Source organism: Bacteroides sp. 1_1_30, from assembly GCF_020982715.1.
Classification (GTDB): Bacteria; Bacteroidota; Bacteroidia; order Bacteroidales; family Bacteroidaceae; genus Bacteroides; species Bacteroides xylanisolvens.
This window is the reverse complement of record NZ_JAJKHN010000112.1, coordinates 1-16,945: the sequence shown is the minus strand read 5'-3', so window position 1 is coordinate 16,945 and position 16,945 is coordinate 1. Positions and strand designations below refer to the sequence as shown.

The window sequence follows — 16,945 nt, the reverse complement described above, 5'->3', positions numbered from 1 at the left end:
GTACAATTTTTATGGTATGGAGGAGTGTTTGCTAGCATTTATTCAATTCTTTTTTGGAAAGAGATATTTAAACTTTGTACAAATGTTTTTAGACCATGGAGTTTAATTTCTACAACTTACTTTTTAGGACTTTTGATAGGTAGTTTAATTTCTGGGTCTGCAATAACTTCGGATTTATTGTATTGTCAAGTATTAATTGTTTTGGGAATTATGGCTAGTGAAAAACAGAATAATAAAAACAATCAAATGAATTTAGAGTAATGAATATATTATTGATAACAGTTAGAGCAGATTTTGGAGGAGGTCCGCGTCATGTTCATCAATTGATTGAAGAGTTACCTTCTGATTTCAATATTTATGTAGCTTTCCCTCAGGGTAAGCCATATGGCAATTTGTGGCAGGAGCATCCTAAAATAAAGAAATGTATAAATATTCCATATAGGAAGTTCAGTATTAAATACTTATTCTTATTAAGACGCTTTATTATTGAAAACAATATTAGTATACTTCATTCTCATGGAAATGGTGCAGGTTTATATTCCCGAATTTTGAAAATAATTGTGCCGCAGATTAAAGTTGTTCATACTTTTCATGGGATTACGAATAATTATTCTTCATATTTTATATCCTGTATACATAAAATAATAGGACGTAGTTTAAGATATCTTACAAATAAATTTATTTTAGTGTCAAATGGCGAGTTTAAACTTGGGAAATCGATGCGTTTTTTGTTTACAGATAAATCAGTTATAATATATAATGCTATTGCTGATGAGGGACTTAAATTTAATAGATATGATAATAAACTTGTAATAATTTCATTATCTCGCTTTGATTTTGCAAAAAATATGGATATGGCATATAGAATAGCAAAAGCATTAAGAAATAATCATGAAATAGAATTTGTGTGGGTGGGAGATGGAGAAGACTTTGTGCGATTAAAACAAAAAAGTGTAGAAGAGCATGTTAATATAAATTTTATTGGATTCACAGAATACCCCATGTCTTATCTTAAGAACGCTGATTTGTATCTATCCACTTCTCGTTTTGAAGGTTTACCATATGCCCTAATTGAAGCTGCATCAGTAGGGCTTCCAATAGTCGCTACAGATGTGGTTGGTAATAATGAAGTTGTACTTCACGATTATAATGGGCTTGTGTTTAAAACAGAACAAGAAGCTGTAGATGCAATAAAAAAATTATCGATAAATGCTGATTTGTTGAATCGATATTCGATAAATTCTCGTGAACTTTATCTTAAAACTTTTACGATGGAAAAGATGATATCTTCTATTGTAGATACGTATGTACAGGTTTTAAATCAGTAAGTTATTGTTTAAAATTGAAATAAGATGAAGATTGCCATCATTCAAGAATGGTTAGTAACCGTTGGCGGTTCAGATAAAGTAGTCAAAGCTATTGCGGATGTATTTCCAGACGCAGATATTTACACCTTAGTTGCTAAAAAACAAGTTTGTGACGAATTAGGGATTGACTGGAATAAAGTCCATACATCATTCATTCAGAAGTTACCTTTAGGGGTAAAGAAGCATAGGATGTATTTGCCTATATTTCCGTTTGCAATAGAACAGTTTGATTTACGGGGATATGATGTGATTATATCATCTTCTCATGCTGTAGCCAAAGGAGTTCTAACCAAAGCGGATCAATTGCATATTTGTTATTGTCATTCTCCTATTCGCTATGTATGGGATATGTATCATGAATACTTGGAAGAATCGGGGTTGACAAAAGGCTTGAAAGGATATCTAGCTAAATATATGCTTCACCGTATTCGTAAATGGGATTTGATATCCAGCTTCCGGGTTGACTATTTTATAAGTAATTCAGATTATGTGGGACGTCGAATTCAGGAGACATATAGGCGGGATGCTGTAACAATTCACCCTAATATTGATATTTCTAACTTTGATTTGTGCGTAGAGAAAGAAGATTTCTATTTAACTAGTAGTCGTTTGGTGGGATATAAGAAAATAGATCTTATTGTCGAAGCTTTCAGTCGTATGCCTAATAAAAAGCTGGTTGTGATTGGTGGAGGTCCTAATTTGGAAAAGATACGTAAGATTGCCGGGCATAATGTAACTGTTATGGGATATCAGTCATTTGCCGTACTAAAAGAAAAGATGCAGAAAGCTAAAGCCTTTGTTTTTGCAGCAGATGAGGATTTTGGTATGATTCCGATCGAAGCGCAATCATGTGGGACTCCTGTTATTGCTTATGGCAGGGGAGGTTCTTTGGAAACAGTAAAAGAAGGAGTAACAGGTCTTTTCTTTTATGAACAAACTGTAGAATCGATTATTGGTGCAGTAGAAAGATTTGAAAAACTAGAAACATCGTTTGATCCTAAAATAATACGTAACCATGCGGAGACTTTTTCGGAAGAACGTTTTAAGAAGGAAATAAAGGAGTTTGTAGAGTTAAAATATAATGAATTTAATCATCTAGTGAAATGAGTTATTTTATATTTGGCGGTTCCGGTTTTATCGGTACGCACCTTATTGCTCTAATTGATAATTTATATCCGGGTACAAAAATATACAATCTGGATATTGTGGAGAATAATCATGAAGGTAAATCTACATATATCAATTGTGATGTTCGTTCTGAAATAAATATTGATATACCCGTTACTTCCGAAGACGTCATCTTTAACTTTGCAGCCGTTCATCGTACCCCGGGACATCCGGACCAGGCTTATTTTGAGACGAATATTCGTGGTGCAGAGAATGTATGTGCTTTTGCCGAGAAGTTCGGGATAAAGAAAATCGTTTTTACTAGTTCCATAGCCCCTTATGGCGCAGCTGAAGATTTGAAAACAGAAGAGACGCTTCCCACACCGAACACGCCTTATGGAATTTCTAAGTTAGTGGCTGAAAAAATACATACGATTTGGCAGGCAAAAAAGTCGAACGAACGACAACTTACTATTGTTCGTCCGGGTGTGGTATTCGGTAAAGGGGAAAATGGTAACTTTACCCGTTTGTATTGGGGGATTCGTGGTGGTAAGTTCTTCTATCCGGGCCGTAAAGATACGATTAAAGCTTGCATTTATGTGAAAGAACTGGTTCGCTTTATGCTTTATCGTTTAGAGAATCATAATGAAGGAGTAGAGTTATATAACTGTACATATGAACCAGCTTTTACTATCGAGCAAATAGTAGAAACGATGAAAAAGGCTACGGGACTACAACGTACTGTTGTCGAGGTGCCGGGAAGTCTTCTAATGACAGTTGCAAGGATTGTCGGTTCGTTAGGGGGAAAAGCTTTAGGTATTTGTCCTGCTCGTGTGAAGAAGTTAATGATTTCTACTAATATATGCGGAAAGAAATTGGCTGATTCGGGGTATAAGTTTCATTATACATTTGAAGAAGCTATTAAGGATTGGTATAGAGATAACGATAATAAGTATTTGAGATGATTTTTCTGAAACAATTTGGGTATATAAAATAAATGTTGAGATGTAATAAACACGTGAGTGTTTCGTATGTGAGATGAAAAAAATGTAGGTCCCTAGCTTCATGCTGTAAACAGCATGATTCTCCTACATTGTGGATTAGAAATAGCGCGACGGCGCATTTCTAATCCACGCCCTGACATCGGAGGTTAAAGCCGATGTGAATTTCCCACTATATCAACTGTCTGTGAAGATCGTTGATATTTCCTGATTTTACGTATAGTGATGTATTTAGATACACAAATATAAAGAAAAAACATTGGGAGATTTGTATCGAAATATCCCAATGTTTGATTTTAATTATTGAGATGTTTTTTTCAAATCTCCCAATGTTTTTCCAGTTCTCCAAAAGGACAAAAGGACAAAAAGGACATATATGATTGTTTTTATTCATCTTAGTATAAGAATAATGAGGTATATTGCTGATCTTTATTATGTTAAGTGCTTTTGTAGACGTGTTACCTTACGAATATTGAAATCGTGTTTTGCGCCAACCTGAATCGTTTTGTCTGTCATGAAATGATTGGGCAACTCTTGAACAAAATTACCTATATTGTCAGGATTATTTAGTGAAAGGACCGTGCTTGGAAAGAAGGGTGACATCTTGTTTGCGTTTGCTTCCGCCTTCAATAATACAATCGTTTGACAATACGGTAAGATTATTGTACGAATTTCGGGGAAATAAAGGAGTTCCTTTCTGGAATTCCTCTCCCAACTAATAGGCTTCGTCGTTGGCATTGGAATTTTTATAGTACCATAGGGAATTTTTGTCCTTATGTCCTTTTGTCCTTTTGAAAGGAGGGCGCGTTGGTGGGGGAAAGAAGAGGTGTGTTAGATCTGTAACTTACTTGTATCCAGTCGATAAACTCTCGTTGCTTTTTTAGGAACGAAAATTTGTATGCTCGAAAAAATGCAGGAAGCTCACGTAATATGCTTTTTTGTGAATAGTGTCAGTGACAGTTGATTTTAGCAGTGGATCGCTAATTGTTTCCCTATGTGGACAATATTTGATAAAGTAATAAAAACTGAAATATTATAAATTATTAATCATAGAATGACATGGCAAAAGAAAAACAGAAACCATACGAGTTTTTAAGCAATTTGGTATTGGCTTTAATGGGAACGGATCGTATTTTCAGTAACAGTTTCTTTTCCAGCGAATTTGCTATCTCTCCCAATACACTGAGTGAGATAAGACGGGGAGAGGATATGTACATTTATCAGTATGTACGGGTGATACGGTGTATGATGAAGTATCTTCATTTAATTGTTCGAATGGATATGTTGCTGAAGGAATTAAGAACCGTATTAGCTTCCAATTGTGATTTGGTGGTTGCTACGATTCCGCACCGTTTTCACGGAACTTACCAACCGAAAGAGTGGGTGGTAGTAATGCATTGGGATGGTATAAAATAAATGTTGAAATGAAGAAATATGTAGGTCCCTAGATTCATGATAAACTCATGAAATCCCTACATTTTGCAGGTTAGAAATCGTACAGCGGTATATTTTTAACTTGACCCTCGTATCGGTGTAAAAACTGATATGTATCTATATGTGAAATATACCAACTGTCTGTGAGGATCGTTGGTATATTGCGTTTTAAGGGAACGTTGTACCATAGGGGAGTGGAAAATAGAATAGATGGTTAAAGAATACAAAAAAAGAGCAAACTCATAATGTTCCTAAATCTTTCCGGAATCTGTATCGTTATTTGTAGCATAGAATAAAGTATAGTATTAACGCTAAAAGAATAACGATTATGAAGAAATTTCTATCTCTACTTGTACTGGCTCTGGTAGCCGTGCAGTTTTCATTCGCAAAAGATGTGATAACTAAAGACATGAATCAGTTGCCGCTTCCGGCACGTAATTTTATCAATAGTAATTTTACAAAACCACAGGTTGCCCATATCAAAATTGATAAGGATATGATGGAGTCTACCAAGTATGAAGTGTTATTGATGGATGGTACGGAAATTGATTTTGACAGTAAGGGAAACTGGGAAGAGGTAAGTGCTAAGAAAGGGCAGACTGTTCCTGTTAGTATTGTTCCGGGATTTGCTGTCAACTACCTGAAAGCGCATAATTTTGTGAATGAAGGAGTGACAAAAGTGGAACGTGACCGCAAAGGGTATGAGATTGAATTGTCTACCGGGCTTTCCTTCAAATTTGATAAGAAAGGAAAATTTATCAAGGCTGATGATTAACAAGTTGCAGTAAATAGACCTAAACAAGAAGATAACTATGTGGAGATTTAAGTTTAGCGCATGGGCAGTAGTGTTGCTTATGACTGCCCTTTCTTTCGGCGCATGTGATAATGACGATGATGATACTTTTGTTCCGCCCAGTAATATTACGGAGGCCTTGAAACAGGTATATCCGGCTGCCCAGAATATAGAATGGGAGATGAAAGGTGCTTATTATGTAGCTGACTGTTGGGTGAGCAATGATGAATTGGAAGTCTGGTTTGATGCTAATGCCAACTGGGTGATGACAGAAAATGAACTGAACAGTATTGATCAGTTGGTGCCGGCTGTTTATACGGCTTTTATAGATTCTAAATATAACGCGTGGGTAGTGACAGATGTATATGTGTTGACATTTCCACAGAATCCGATGGAATCTGTGATTCAGGTGAAACAAGGTAGCCAGCGCTACTCGCTTTATTTCACGCAGGATGGTGGATTGATACATGAAAAAGATATCAGTAACGGAGACGATACGAATTGGCCGCCAACTGAATAACTTTTAATCATAAAAATGACAACGGACCATTTCTATAAAAGGAATGGTCCGTTGCTTTTTATAATTACATTTGTTTGTAATCCTTGGCCAATCCTCCTTCACTTGTTTCTTTATAGAGTGACGGTAGGTCATGTCCGGTCTGTTTCATCACTTGCACTACTTTGTCGAAAGAGACACGGTGCATGCCATCGGTGAAAGCTGAATAAAGATTAGCATCCAGCGCACGTGCGGCGGCGTATGCATTTCGTTCGATGCAGGGAATTTGTACCAATCCGCATACCGGGTCGCAAGTCATTCCCAAATGGTGTTCCAAGCCCATTTCTGCTGCATACTCAATTTGTGCAGGGCTGCCCCCGAACAATTGATTGGCGGCAGCCGAAGCCATTGCGCAGGCAACACCGACTTCTCCCTGACAACCTACTTCTGCTCCGGAAATGGATGCGTTGAATTTGACGATGTTGCCAAACAAACCGGCAGTGGCTAACGCACGTAAAATGCGCATATCGCTAAAGTCACGGCTTTTTTGAAGATGATAAAGTACGGCAGGCATAACTCCACAAGAACCACAAGTCGGAGCGGTTACTATTTTACCGCCGGAAGCATTTTCTTCACTTACTGCCAAAGCATAAGAGAAGACGAGCCCTCTGGATTGCAGGGATTGTTTGTATCCGGTAGCACGTATGTAGTAAGTGGAGGCTTTCCGCCGGAGATTTAGTGGTCCGGGTAGTACGCCCTCTGCTTCGAGTCCACGGTGAATGGCATCTTTCATGGTAGCCCATACTTCAGCCAGGTAGTCCCATATATCTTCTTCCTCACATTCCTTTACGTATTCCCAATAACTTTTTCCGGTATCTTCACACCATTGGAGTATTTCAGTCATGTTTTCCATACCATATACATCGGGGCTTTCGATGGTTGGATTGTCATTATTTTCTGCCAGTGCACCACCACCGATGCTATAAACAGTCCAATTCTCCTGTACTTTATCGTTGCTATCCAGAGCTGCAAATGTCATTCCGTTCGGATGGAACGGTAGAAAGACTTTGGGCTGCCACACAATTTCTACCGGGGCAGTGGGTTGCAAAGTGTCTATAATGGCTACATCCGTCATGTGTCCTTTGCCTGTAGCAGCTAAACTGCCGTAAAGGGTTACTTTAAAAGATGCAGCATCCGGATGACGTTCCAGAAACATTTCGGCAGCTTTGCGCGGTCCCATAGTGTGGCTACTGGAAGGTCCTGTGCCTATTCTATATAGCTCTTTTATCGATTTCATGACTGATGATGTGTTTTTGTTAATACCATTTCTTTTTTCTGAAGTACAAATATACAATAATACCGATAATTGCCATTACAATCCAGGCAAATAAATACCCGTATTGCCATTCGAGCTCGGGCATCCATTTGTAATTCATTCCCCATACTCCGACCAGAAATGTCAAAGGGATAAAGATGGTGGATACGATGGTTAACCTCTTCATGATGTCGTTCATACGTAAATCATTGTTGGAGATGTACAGATCGACTAATGAGGAAAGAGTTTCCCGGCAGATCTCAATGGTCTGTAATACAAATTGCAAGTGGTCGTTTACATCATTGAAAAAGGCACGGTTCACTTTGTGAATAAGCAGGTTTTCTGCCCGTAGTAACTTGATATATTGTTCTTTTAGTGGAAGGATGGATTTTTTCATCAGCATATATTGGCGTCGTAATGCCTGAATCTGAATTCCGATGTCATCACCGCTGGTGATGGTGAGCAGTTCTTCTTCCAAATCTTCGAGTGCGTCATCAATGGAAGAGATTGTTGAAATATAGTTTCCCATGATGCTGTTGAGCAGCACGCTAAGTAGATAATCAGTCTGGCGGCTGCGTATCTTCAGGACATCATTGCGCAGAGCGGAACTGACATCATCGAAGAAGTCGGTTTCTTTTTCGAGGAAAGTAAGTACGTAGTTATTACCTAGAATAAGACAAACTTGCTGTTGGAGCAACTCGTCCAGTTCGTCTTCTTCTTTATGTTCGTTGGGGTAGAATATTTTTAAGATCAGGACGATGTATTTGTCATGCTCTTCTATCTTGGTAGGATGATCCGCATTCAGTATATCTTGCAGGACTAGGAAGTCTATTTCAAAATGACTGCAAATTTCACGGATAGTCTCCGTATCTTTCATTCCGTGTATTTGTAGCCAATTGATCCGATCGCTGTTCAGTGTTCCCTTGATGGCTTGAAAGGTGTCGTTGGCGCTTTCCTGCATCTCGGTAGCATTGTAAGTACAAAGATGTAAGTGGGTAGGAGTAAGACTGTCTCCTGTGTAAATAAGCTTTTCGCTTAACAGATTATTCTTCATGCTTTATTCTCGTTTTAGAAAACCACTGTAACAAAGGTAGTGGTTTTCTAAATGAGAACAAGTTCTTTGGACGTTTTGTTTACAGGTTAGTCAAAATCGACTACTGTGATTCCGGCACCGCCAAACTGCACATGTTCGTCGGCATAGTGGCTCACTCCCGGTACGGTGGCCAGATACTGGCGGATTAATGTACGAAGTATTCCCGTTCCTGTGCCGTGAAGGATGCGTACACGGTCCATGCCGACTAATATGGCGTCATCAATAAAATAGGTGACCGCTTGCAGAGCTTCGTCTCCGCGCATTCCACGCACATCGATGTCCTGTTTGAAACTAAGCTTCTTTTCGTACATCTGATCGTGTGTCTGGCTACTGACAAAGGTGCTTTTGGCGATTCCTTCCGTCTTGGGTGCATTATTGGTACGTTCCAAACGGTCTATTTTTACGGTCGTTTTTATGCTTCCAAAAGCAACGGTCGCATTTTTACCATTGATTTCCATCACTTGGCCGACACTTGTCTGTCCTTTGATTTTTACATTTTCACCTACTGCAATCGGCACTACTTTAGGAGCACTTGACGGGGAAGAGACTGCGGCTTTCGGTTCGTTTTTCTTATTTTTCTTCCGTTCTTGTTTCTCCTTTAATTTCTTCATTTTCTGTGCAATCTTCTCTTCATGCTCTTTAGAAGCCAGCGCATCTAAAGAAGTACGGAAGTCTGTCAGCTCCTGACGTGCCTGGCGTGTTTTTTCCTTTTCAGCTTGTGCTTCCTTGATTGTGCGTATTGTGTTTTCAATGCGTGCATTGGATTCCTGAAGCATCCGTTCCGCTTCTTCTTTTGCTTGCCGGATGATCTCTTTCCGTGATTTCTGCAACTCTTCCATTTCCGTTTGGTAGCGGGCAATGGTTTCTTCCATGTGCTTTTCCCGTTGACGGATAGTTTGACGTTTTCCTTCCCAGTAACGCTTGTCGCGCACGATGTCCTGAAGGTATTTGTCGGCATTGATATATTCACTTCCTACGATTTCCGAAGCATCTGCAATGACATCTTCCGGCAATCCGATTTTTCGTGCGATTTCTACGGCAAACGAACTTCCGGGATTTCCGATTTGTAGCTGGAAAAGTGCTTGCATGAGATGGCGGTCGTAAAGCATGGCTCCGTTCACTACTCCTTCATGATCTTCGGCAAAATGTTTCAGATTCTGGTAGTGGGTGGTGATGACTCCGAAGGTTCCTTTCTGGTTGAAACGTTTCAGAACGGCTTCGGCAATAGCACCTCCAATTTGCGGTTCCGTACCTCCACCGAATTCGTCAATCAGGATGAGGCTCCGCTCGTTGCAACTCTTCATCATGATTTTCATATTGGTCAGGTGAGAAGAGTAGGTACTCAAATCGTCTTCAATAGATTGCTCATCACCAATATCGATAAAGATGCTGCTGAATATACCGGCGTGACTGCGTTCGTGCAAGGGAATGAGCATACCGCATTGCAACATATATTGCAGTAAACCGACTGTTTTGAGGCAGACGGACTTACCTCCGGCATTCGGACCGGATATAATAAGAATACGTTGTTTTTGATTCAGTTCTATATCCAGTGGTACGACTTTCTTTCCGTGTTTGGCAAGTGAAAGTTGTAATAAAGGATGCACAGCCATTGTCCAGTCCAGTAGTTGCTCATTCTCTACGGCGGGTTTCAGACTATTGGTCTGTATGGCGAAATAGCTTTTCGCACGGATAAAATCTATTTCTGCCAGAAATTCGTATGATTGAAGGATTTCCGGGATAGACGGACGGAGAATGTTTGAAAACTCGGTAAGGATGCGAATAATTTCGCGTCGTTCGTCGCCTTCGAGTTCGCGAATACGGTTGTTGGCTTCTACGACTTCCGCCGGTTCTATAAACACTGTTTTTCCGCTAGCGGATTCATCGTGTACAATACCTTTGATTTTTCGCTTGAGTCCGGGTGCGACGGGGATTACCAAACGTCCGTCACGCATGGTGGGAGCTACGTCTTTATCTACGTATCCTTCGGATTGTGCGCTGCGCAGAATGCTGTTTAACGAGCGGGAAATATTTCCCATCGTACTGGCAAGCTCGCGACGTATACGGGCTAATTCGGTGGAAGCATTATCCTTGATTTTTCCATATTTGTTAAGGATACCGTCTATTTTTCCTATCAGTTGAGGGAAAACAGCTATATCTCCTGCCAGTCGTTTCAGGCTGGGGTAGGGGGTATCGTTCTCTTCTTCATCTTCATTTCGATGGAGAAAGCGTACAATGTCACGGATGGTTTCTAACGAACGGCGCAGGTCGAATAGTTCTTGCTCGTCCAGATACATTCCTTCTATCCGCACTCGCTTTAGTGAAGGGCGGACATCAAAGAAAAATTGATCGGGAAATCCGTCTTCTTCCTGAATGATGCGGACAAACTCTGTTACCTGGTTTAATTTCTCCTCTACTTCTTCATGTTGTTCGGAAAAGGTCATGTCTGTAACTCTTTCTTCGCCTAAAGTGCTAAGACACTTATCTTTTAGTAACTGTCTGATCTGGTCGAATCCTATCTTTTGCTCAAAATTTTGAGGGTATATCATATCTTTGTTCTTACTAATGGACTGCAAAAATACGATTAATTCGCGAAAAAATTATCAGAATGTTTGCAGATTTAAAAATGATTCGTACCTTTGCACCGCTTTCAACGGAAAGCACTTCTGATAAAGGAGTTTTGGAGAGGTGGCAGAGTGGTCGATTGCGGCGGTCTTGAAAACCGTTGTACTGCGAGGTACCCGGGGTTCGAATCCCTGTCTCTCCGCAATAAACGCTGAAAATCAGCAGATTGTAAAACAAGCACCCAATTTTACACCCAAGAGTGTAAAATTGGGTGCTTTTGTATTATTTAAGATTTATACTTGAAAATAGGGACACAACCAATGTTATTGGGTAAAAATAGAGCATTATTATTGATTAAGTTTATTCAATCGCATAACAATTGACGTTTGACTTCTGCCCATTTTGTTTGCAATATATTTGACGCTCTTACCCTCATTATGCAGTTTCAATAGAAATTGGTCTGCACTTCTTGTCCATCTTTTATTGGCATTGGGGTGCTTCACATAACTCTCTTCTGAAACCTTTTCAGGATGCAAAAATTCATCCACAAATACAGAGGGGAAACGCTTGTCATATAGCACAAGAGTTTTCATCTTTGCCCTTGTTATTGCTACATAAAACAATCTACGTTCTTCTCCATATGGGAATTGGTCGCTTTTAGTTAGTACATAGTTAAGCACAGGGTCGTCACTCACAAGAGATGGGAAGCCATAAGTGTCTTTATTGCATTGCAAGAGTATTACGTAATCTGCTTCAAGACCTTTCGATTTATGTACAGTCAAAAACTCGATTTTTCGTCCTCCTATCACATAAAAGAACCTATTGCCCTCTTTGATGGATTGGTACATAAAAGAGAGATAATAATCATCAAAGGAATAACGTCCCAACAAAAATATTGATTTGTCTGATGGAATAGAAGCTACAAGTTGCCCTATCGTATTGCAATAATCACGTCTGTCATAAGAATAAAACTCCAATTCTGTTTTCATTTCAGAACTGAACGAGTGTATATCTTTCTGAATTTGTGATTTATTGCGTTGTATGAAATGAGAGGACAACGAAACCAAAGGTTCTCCAAATCTGTATGTGGTTTCAATCTTATTTATTTCTGTTGCTCCAAAGTATTCGGAGAATTGATTGAAAAGAGCCATATCACTTCCCGAAAAACGATATATGGACTGCCAGTCATCGCCTACGCAATACAACTTTGCTGGTGGATTTCCCTCACGCAACACTTTTAAAAAGTTATAACGGTCAACAGATATGTCTTGAAACTCGTCCACGATGATATAATCATACTCAACAGGACGTGAAACACGACATATTTCTGTGGCTTGAAGAATCGCATCAGTAAAATCAATTTGGTTATTATCTCTTAATGCGCTTATATAGCGTTCATATACAGGCTGGAATATATTCTTGATAATAAAAACACTCCGTTCATCCTCTGCATACTTCGCTCGTTTAAGAACGTCCTTAACTGATTTACAGCTTGATTTCACTAATGTCACAAAAGTAACAACAAGTCGTATAAATGCCTTTTCCTGCTTACTTCCTTTGGGTAAAACTAAATCATATAACTCTTCATCCGTTTTCTCTTGAATTGGTACACCTGCATCATCTAATAGTTTACGGAGTTTATCCCTAATATCAGAATAATGGAAATCAGCACTTGATGTTACTAAAAGTTGAGTGCCAAATTTCTCATGAGCTGCTTTCTTCCAAGTTATACCATCATTATATTTTTGATTGGCTTCTTCGTATGTTATATTTTTATCCTTTGCAAACCAAGCTGGAACAAGACCATGTTCATCAACCCCGAAATGCTCCAGATAGATTCGTTTGGTTACTCCATTTTGCTCGAAATATATGGAAAAATCGGGGCGATATTGAGAGTGCATTTCATCTGCCAATTGATGTTCGTATGCCTCTTCATATCTGAATCTTACTCCAAGTGAAGACAAGACAAAGCATATCTTTTGCTCTTGCTCACTTCTCACATATATGGCTCGACCATCCATATCGGGACACATTGCTTTTAACTGAACATTTTTTTGTTCCGATAACTTTTCTCGCCTTTCATTCTTGCGTTGCTCCCAATCCGCTTCATTGGATTGATAATCAATAAAATATTCTACTATACTATTCTTAAAATCCTTATTCCCTAATAAAGTGTGATAAATATCTACGAATAAAGAATCAGTATTATCGCAAATAGATGGTTTTGTGCCTGTTGCTCTTCCAATAATATCAATGGCTAATTTATGAAAAGTATAACCTTTCAAGCCGTTAGTAGCCATTCTTTCCGTAAGTTCGGCTGCTGCTTTGTTCGTGTAACTAATGAGTAAGATTCTATGAGGTACAATGCCTTTTATTTCTGTTAGATACTTGACTTTTCCAACAATAGAAGAGGTCTTTCCACTACCTGCGCTACTAACAACCAAGCAATTATCTTCTTCTGAAACGATTGAGCGTCTTTGCTGCTTGTCCAATGGATATTTCAAACAATGGTCGAAAAATTCTTTATGTGTATCAAGTAAAGAATTTATAACCGCATCATTATGTTGCTCGACAATCTTATTGATATTCCCAAAGTCACGAATTAGGTTTGAGATTGCTACAGATGGAGTGATATTGAAGGCTTCAAGTCTCTTGACTAATGAATGCGCCTCTTGAAAATATGGTATATAATGATTTGTGAAATCCTTTTCTTGCGTTGCAGAGATTATCTTACATGAAAAAACATTATTAAGGTCGGTCGGAATATCAATAAATGCTTCGTTGTTTAATGCCGACAATCTCTCTTTTGCTTGCTCATAATTGGATTTATTGCTATAAGAAGATATGTGGTTTAACTTTTCTGAAAGTTCCTTGGACTTGTTTTTTAGGCGTATTCGTATTGTGGCTACTGCAATAACAGAAATAGCAACAAGAGAAACCACAACTATAAGTAAAACCAACTGCATATCAGAGGATGATGACTATTTAAATTTTTCAATCCACCTATAATCATCCCCCTTGGTACTCCATTGGAATTTCCACATGTCACCTGTCCTATCATTTATAAGATAGTATTGATACATGCTTGTCAATGGTTGAATAGAGAATATACATTTTTCGTTATCGGATCCTAATTCGTCTTTGTTTATAGGTATGCAAAATAGATTATCTAAATCTTGTGTGCTATATTGGACTTGCCATAGTCGTCCATTATACGAATCTAATAATATGAAAGTCCACATGTTTTGGGTGGCAAACATCTGAAACCTATTAGTCCAATTTGAAGTTGCTTCGGGATATGCAAGAGAGAAGATGTTGATTGGGGCAGCAAACATATAATCTTCACCTTTTACACTAAATTGAACTTGCCAATTTTTCCCTGTATATGTATCAAGCATTATGAAAGTCCACATGTTTTGTGTTTCATAAAGGCAAAACCTACTTTCCTTATCTCCAGATATTTCTCTTGCACTACAAATAATCCAAGACTGACCATCATCTTGTATTTGCTGCACTTCACCTGTCATCGTATTTAAACGAAGCTGGTTATGATAGTTTCGCGTACTATACATTTTATAAACTTGGGCATACGATGCCAACGTAATAACCATCAATGCAAATGATACAATAAGCTTCTTCATAATTTATTATATTATTGGCTATTAATTGATTTTATTTTTCAGGGAATAAACTTGACAATGCTCGTCTAATGGCTTGGCGAATATCATCAGCTTCTGTTTCTCCTTGCCCCTCTGCCGTACAAGAGCATATCATTTCATTGGTTTTTGCAGAACTAAATTGTATGGTTACTTCTATTGTATAGCCTAAACCTCTGTTACGCCTACCACTCTCGCCATAATTGACAATTAAGGTTTCATTCGCTAATTCGGATTTGAGTTCAGGCAATATAATATACCCCTGTTTTATCAATATTCCTGCTATCACATCACTCGGATTAACACTTTTGGTAGTTGAAGAGCCATAGATACCATATTGACCTCCATATGTACCTCCTGTGCTTGATGTCAATTCCTTTGTCGGAGAAATGTATGCGTATTTATACATTTCAATAGGAGCATTCCTTACTATTACAGGTGTTCGAAGTGGTGCACACCCATTTGCTAATAGAATGGTGCAAAAAACTAATAGCCAATTTTTAATTGCGTTCATACACTACACATTTATCCTCCAGCTTCCACAAAGGATGGGTTAAATCACGAAGCGTGGAACTGTATGCCACACTCTTACTTGAAGGTCGTAGGAAACCTTGGATACGGATGTAACAATAGCAGCCCACGCTATAGCGTGAGAACCACTATGCTATCCTTGTATCCAATTTGAAAATTTCCTACGTTTTCAAGTACAAGATAAGCATAACGCTTCTTCTTTTTTCTTATGTCTTGGAAAGAGTTGCCTCAATCCGCTTACAAAGATATTTAATTTTATTGAGATACAATCAAATACTATCAAAATTACATTCTGAACCCTCTACTTTTTCTTGGCTCTTCCGCAGACTGTCGCAAACCTTGCCTTAATTTCTTCCATTGTTCCTTGAACCATTCACCTATCGGTTGTCGGTTTATGGTCAGCACCAATTTGTTATCATCGACCGGACTTTTCTCCACTTTGAAAACATCATTCTTGATTTCAAATCTTCGTCTATGCTCTTCGGAATAAATTTTACCATTACACCTGATAGATTCTTTTTTGGTCAAAAGACTGTTTACCATGTCTTTGGTAAATCCGATAGCATAACATAGTTTTTCCATTCTCAACATCTCTTTGAGCAATGGGAACCAGTTGAATGCTTTTTCAAGAATGGTGTTCAATCGTGATATTTCCTTGTCTTTGGTTTCAAGCTCTTGATTATGTATTCCTTGCAGGTTACGAATCTGCTTGCCGTGCTGTTCCTGCATTTGTTGCATCTTGGCTTTTAATTCATCAATACCCTTGTCACGTTTGGCTATTTCATGACGTAAATTCTCGTTAGATTGTTCCAAATCTTTCAATTTACCGCTGCCGAAAAGAGAACCGACACCACTTGCTATGGCGGTGGCTGCATCAGTGGCTACACTTTTGAGCTTGTCGGTGCGTATCTCCGATTTTACCTGTTTCAGCTCCTGTTCGGCAAAGCTTATTTGTTGCTCCTTGTGTCGTTTGGTTTCCTCTATACGTTGCAGTTCAGCTTTCTGTTTTTCAATGATAAAGTCGTTTCGCTCTAAATGCTCTTTGCCAGTGACGGCCTTTGACTGCCCACGTTCCATTATTAGAATGTCGGATGCCAAGCTCTGCATTTCGGTCATATCTTCATCATTAAGTTTTCGGCTTTTTCCGGTTTCGTGGTTCATCCAGTCGAAAACGATATGGGCATGATAATTCGGTTTGAACCATCTTTCGCCTATTTGGAAACTCTCCCTATCTTCGGCTTCGGGGTGTCCGCTCAGCCAATGCCCCTCGTCCTTGTGCAGGAAGATTTGAAGCGGTGTGATGCCCCAACGCCTTTGGCACTCCTCGCCGAATTTACGCACGTCAGCCAGTGTGGTGTCCGGTCTGACGAGTAACACTCCCTCACGGATGGGGGAACATCCCGCCACCTTGATAGTCTTTCCATTCTTTCCCTTGCGTTCCCTTTCTTTTTCCTGCATGGCACGTCCGGTCTTTTCCTTGACCATTCGTTTGACGTTGTCATAGTGCGTCCGCAGTTCGGGAGTGCCGAAGTCGGGATTTATCCACTGTTCGTTATCGGTGGAAAGTTCGGGAACGACATAGATTCT

Annotated in this window: 13 protein-coding genes, 1 tRNA gene and 1 pseudogene; 8 read left to right on the top strand and 7 right to left on the bottom strand. The window is 39.1% G+C overall.

The genetic code is table 11. The features are described from left to right. The 7 genes and pseudogenes from LPH68_RS23140 to LPH68_RS23110 form a co-directional block, all read left to right on the top strand. Positions 1–261: pseudogene (locus tag LPH68_RS23140) on the top strand (hypothetical protein); the annotation flags it as partial. After that, positions 261–1,328 (top strand): glycosyltransferase family 4 protein, encoded by a 1,068-nt coding sequence (locus LPH68_RS23135; RefSeq protein WP_008643085.1) that lies wholly within the window; start codon positions 261–263, stop codon positions 1,326–1,328. The pseudogene LPH68_RS23140 and the gene LPH68_RS23135, both read left to right, overlap by 1 nt. A gap of 24 nt (positions 1,329–1,352) precedes the next feature. Further along, positions 1,353–2,474 carry a glycosyltransferase family 4 protein gene (locus tag LPH68_RS23130; RefSeq protein ID WP_074708439.1) on the top strand — a complete coding sequence of 374 codons (1,122 nt, stop codon included), beginning with the start codon at positions 1,353–1,355 and terminating at the stop codon, positions 2,472–2,474. Next, a complete protein-coding gene (locus LPH68_RS23125) occupies positions 2,471–3,439 on the top strand; it encodes an NAD(P)-dependent oxidoreductase (protein ID WP_074708442.1) in 969 nt (322 codons plus the stop codon). The genes LPH68_RS23130 and LPH68_RS23125 overlap by 4 nt, the downstream gene beginning before the upstream one ends. Positions 3,440–4,534: 1,095 nt before the next feature. After that, the gene (locus tag LPH68_RS23120; protein ID WP_015532616.1) at positions 4,535–4,891 is read left to right on the top strand and encodes a hypothetical protein; all 357 of its coding nucleotides are present in this window, start codon (positions 4,535–4,537) and stop codon (positions 4,889–4,891) included. 346 nt (positions 4,892–5,237) lie between these two features. Beyond that, positions 5,238–5,684: a PepSY-like domain-containing protein gene (locus LPH68_RS23115; protein WP_004315194.1), complete on the top strand. Its 447-nt coding sequence runs from the start codon at positions 5,238–5,240 to the stop codon at positions 5,682–5,684. A 37-nt stretch (positions 5,685–5,721) separates the two neighbouring features. Next, complete coding sequence (locus LPH68_RS23110) at positions 5,722–6,222, top strand: PepSY-like domain-containing protein (RefSeq protein ID WP_004315193.1); 501 nt, start codon at positions 5,722–5,724, stop codon at positions 6,220–6,222. A 64-nt stretch (positions 6,223–6,286) separates the two neighbouring features. Here the strand turns inward: LPH68_RS23110 and LPH68_RS23105 are convergent, their stop codons facing one another. From LPH68_RS23105 to LPH68_RS23095, 3 genes are all read right to left on the bottom strand, one after another. Beyond that, positions 6,287–7,495, bottom strand: a complete 1,209-nt coding sequence (locus LPH68_RS23105; RefSeq protein ID WP_004305771.1) for an L-serine ammonia-lyase — start codon at positions 7,493–7,495, stop codon at positions 6,287–6,289. 19 nt (positions 7,496–7,514) lie between these two features. Continuing rightward, positions 7,515–8,567: a magnesium/cobalt transporter CorA gene (corA, locus tag LPH68_RS23100; protein ID WP_004315191.1), complete on the bottom strand. Its 1,053-nt coding sequence runs from the start codon at positions 8,565–8,567 to the stop codon at positions 7,515–7,517. An 86-nt stretch (positions 8,568–8,653) separates the two neighbouring features. Beyond that, positions 8,654–11,155, bottom strand: coding sequence for an endonuclease MutS2 (locus tag LPH68_RS23095; RefSeq protein ID WP_055235407.1), 2,502 nt, complete (start codon positions 11,153–11,155; stop codon positions 8,654–8,656). Positions 11,156–11,288: 133 nt separating this feature from the next. Here LPH68_RS23095 and LPH68_RS23090 point away from each other — a divergent pair. Then, positions 11,289–11,373 (top strand) — tRNA-Ser (locus LPH68_RS23090). A 145-nt stretch (positions 11,374–11,518) separates the two neighbouring features. On the opposite strand, the gene LPH68_RS23085 is transcribed toward LPH68_RS23090, so the two are convergent. The 4 genes from LPH68_RS23085 to LPH68_RS23070 all read right to left on the bottom strand — a co-directional run. Continuing rightward, entirely contained in the window at positions 11,519–14,137 is a 2,619-nt protein-coding gene (locus LPH68_RS23085) for a UvrD-helicase domain-containing protein (protein ID WP_032945105.1), read from the bottom strand. A gap of 15 nt (positions 14,138–14,152) precedes the next feature. After that, a complete protein-coding gene (locus LPH68_RS23080) occupies positions 14,153–14,812 on the bottom strand; it encodes a hypothetical protein (RefSeq protein ID WP_009128706.1) in 660 nt (219 codons plus the stop codon). Between the two features lie 31 nt (positions 14,813–14,843). Further along, positions 14,844–15,341 (bottom strand): hypothetical protein, encoded by a 498-nt coding sequence (locus LPH68_RS23075; RefSeq protein WP_009128705.1) that lies wholly within the window; start codon positions 15,339–15,341, stop codon positions 14,844–14,846. A gap of 302 nt (positions 15,342–15,643) precedes the next feature. Further along, the coding region (locus LPH68_RS23070; RefSeq protein ID WP_230297166.1) for a mobilization protein at positions 15,644–16,945 on the bottom strand (1,302 nt) is incomplete at its 5' end.

Excerpts from the sequence above, each read along its gene's own strand:
- LPH68_RS23105 (WP_004305771.1), bottom strand. The coding sequence starts at position 7,495 with ATGAAATCGATAAAAGAGCTATATAGAATAGGCACAGGACCTTCCAGT.
- corA (WP_004315191.1), bottom strand. The coding sequence starts at position 8,567 with ATGAAGAATAATCTGTTAAGCGAAAAGCTTATTTACACAGGAGACAGT.
- LPH68_RS23125 (WP_074708442.1), top strand. The coding sequence starts at position 2,471 with ATGAGTTATTTTATATTTGGCGGTTCCGGTTTTATCGGTACGCACCTT.
- LPH68_RS23130 (WP_074708439.1), top strand. The coding sequence starts at position 1,353 with ATGAAGATTGCCATCATTCAAGAATGGTTAGTAACCGTTGGCGGTTCA.
- LPH68_RS23085 (WP_032945105.1), bottom strand. The coding sequence starts at position 14,137 with ATGCAGTTGGTTTTACTTATAGTTGTGGTTTCTCTTGTTGCTATTTCT.
- LPH68_RS23115 (WP_004315194.1), top strand. The coding sequence starts at position 5,238 with ATGAAGAAATTTCTATCTCTACTTGTACTGGCTCTGGTAGCCGTGCAG.
- LPH68_RS23110 (WP_004315193.1), top strand. The coding sequence starts at position 5,722 with ATGTGGAGATTTAAGTTTAGCGCATGGGCAGTAGTGTTGCTTATGACT.
- LPH68_RS23135 (WP_008643085.1), top strand. The coding sequence starts at position 261 with ATGAATATATTATTGATAACAGTTAGAGCAGATTTTGGAGGAGGTCCG.
- LPH68_RS23080 (WP_009128706.1), bottom strand. The coding sequence starts at position 14,812 with ATGAAGAAGCTTATTGTATCATTTGCATTGATGGTTATTACGTTGGCA.
- LPH68_RS23075 (WP_009128705.1), bottom strand. The coding sequence starts at position 15,341 with ATGAACGCAATTAAAAATTGGCTATTAGTTTTTTGCACCATTCTATTA.
- LPH68_RS23095 (WP_055235407.1), bottom strand. The coding sequence starts at position 11,155 with ATGATATACCCTCAAAATTTTGAGCAAAAGATAGGATTCGACCAGATC.
- LPH68_RS23120 (WP_015532616.1), top strand. The coding sequence starts at position 4,535 with ATGGCAAAAGAAAAACAGAAACCATACGAGTTTTTAAGCAATTTGGTA.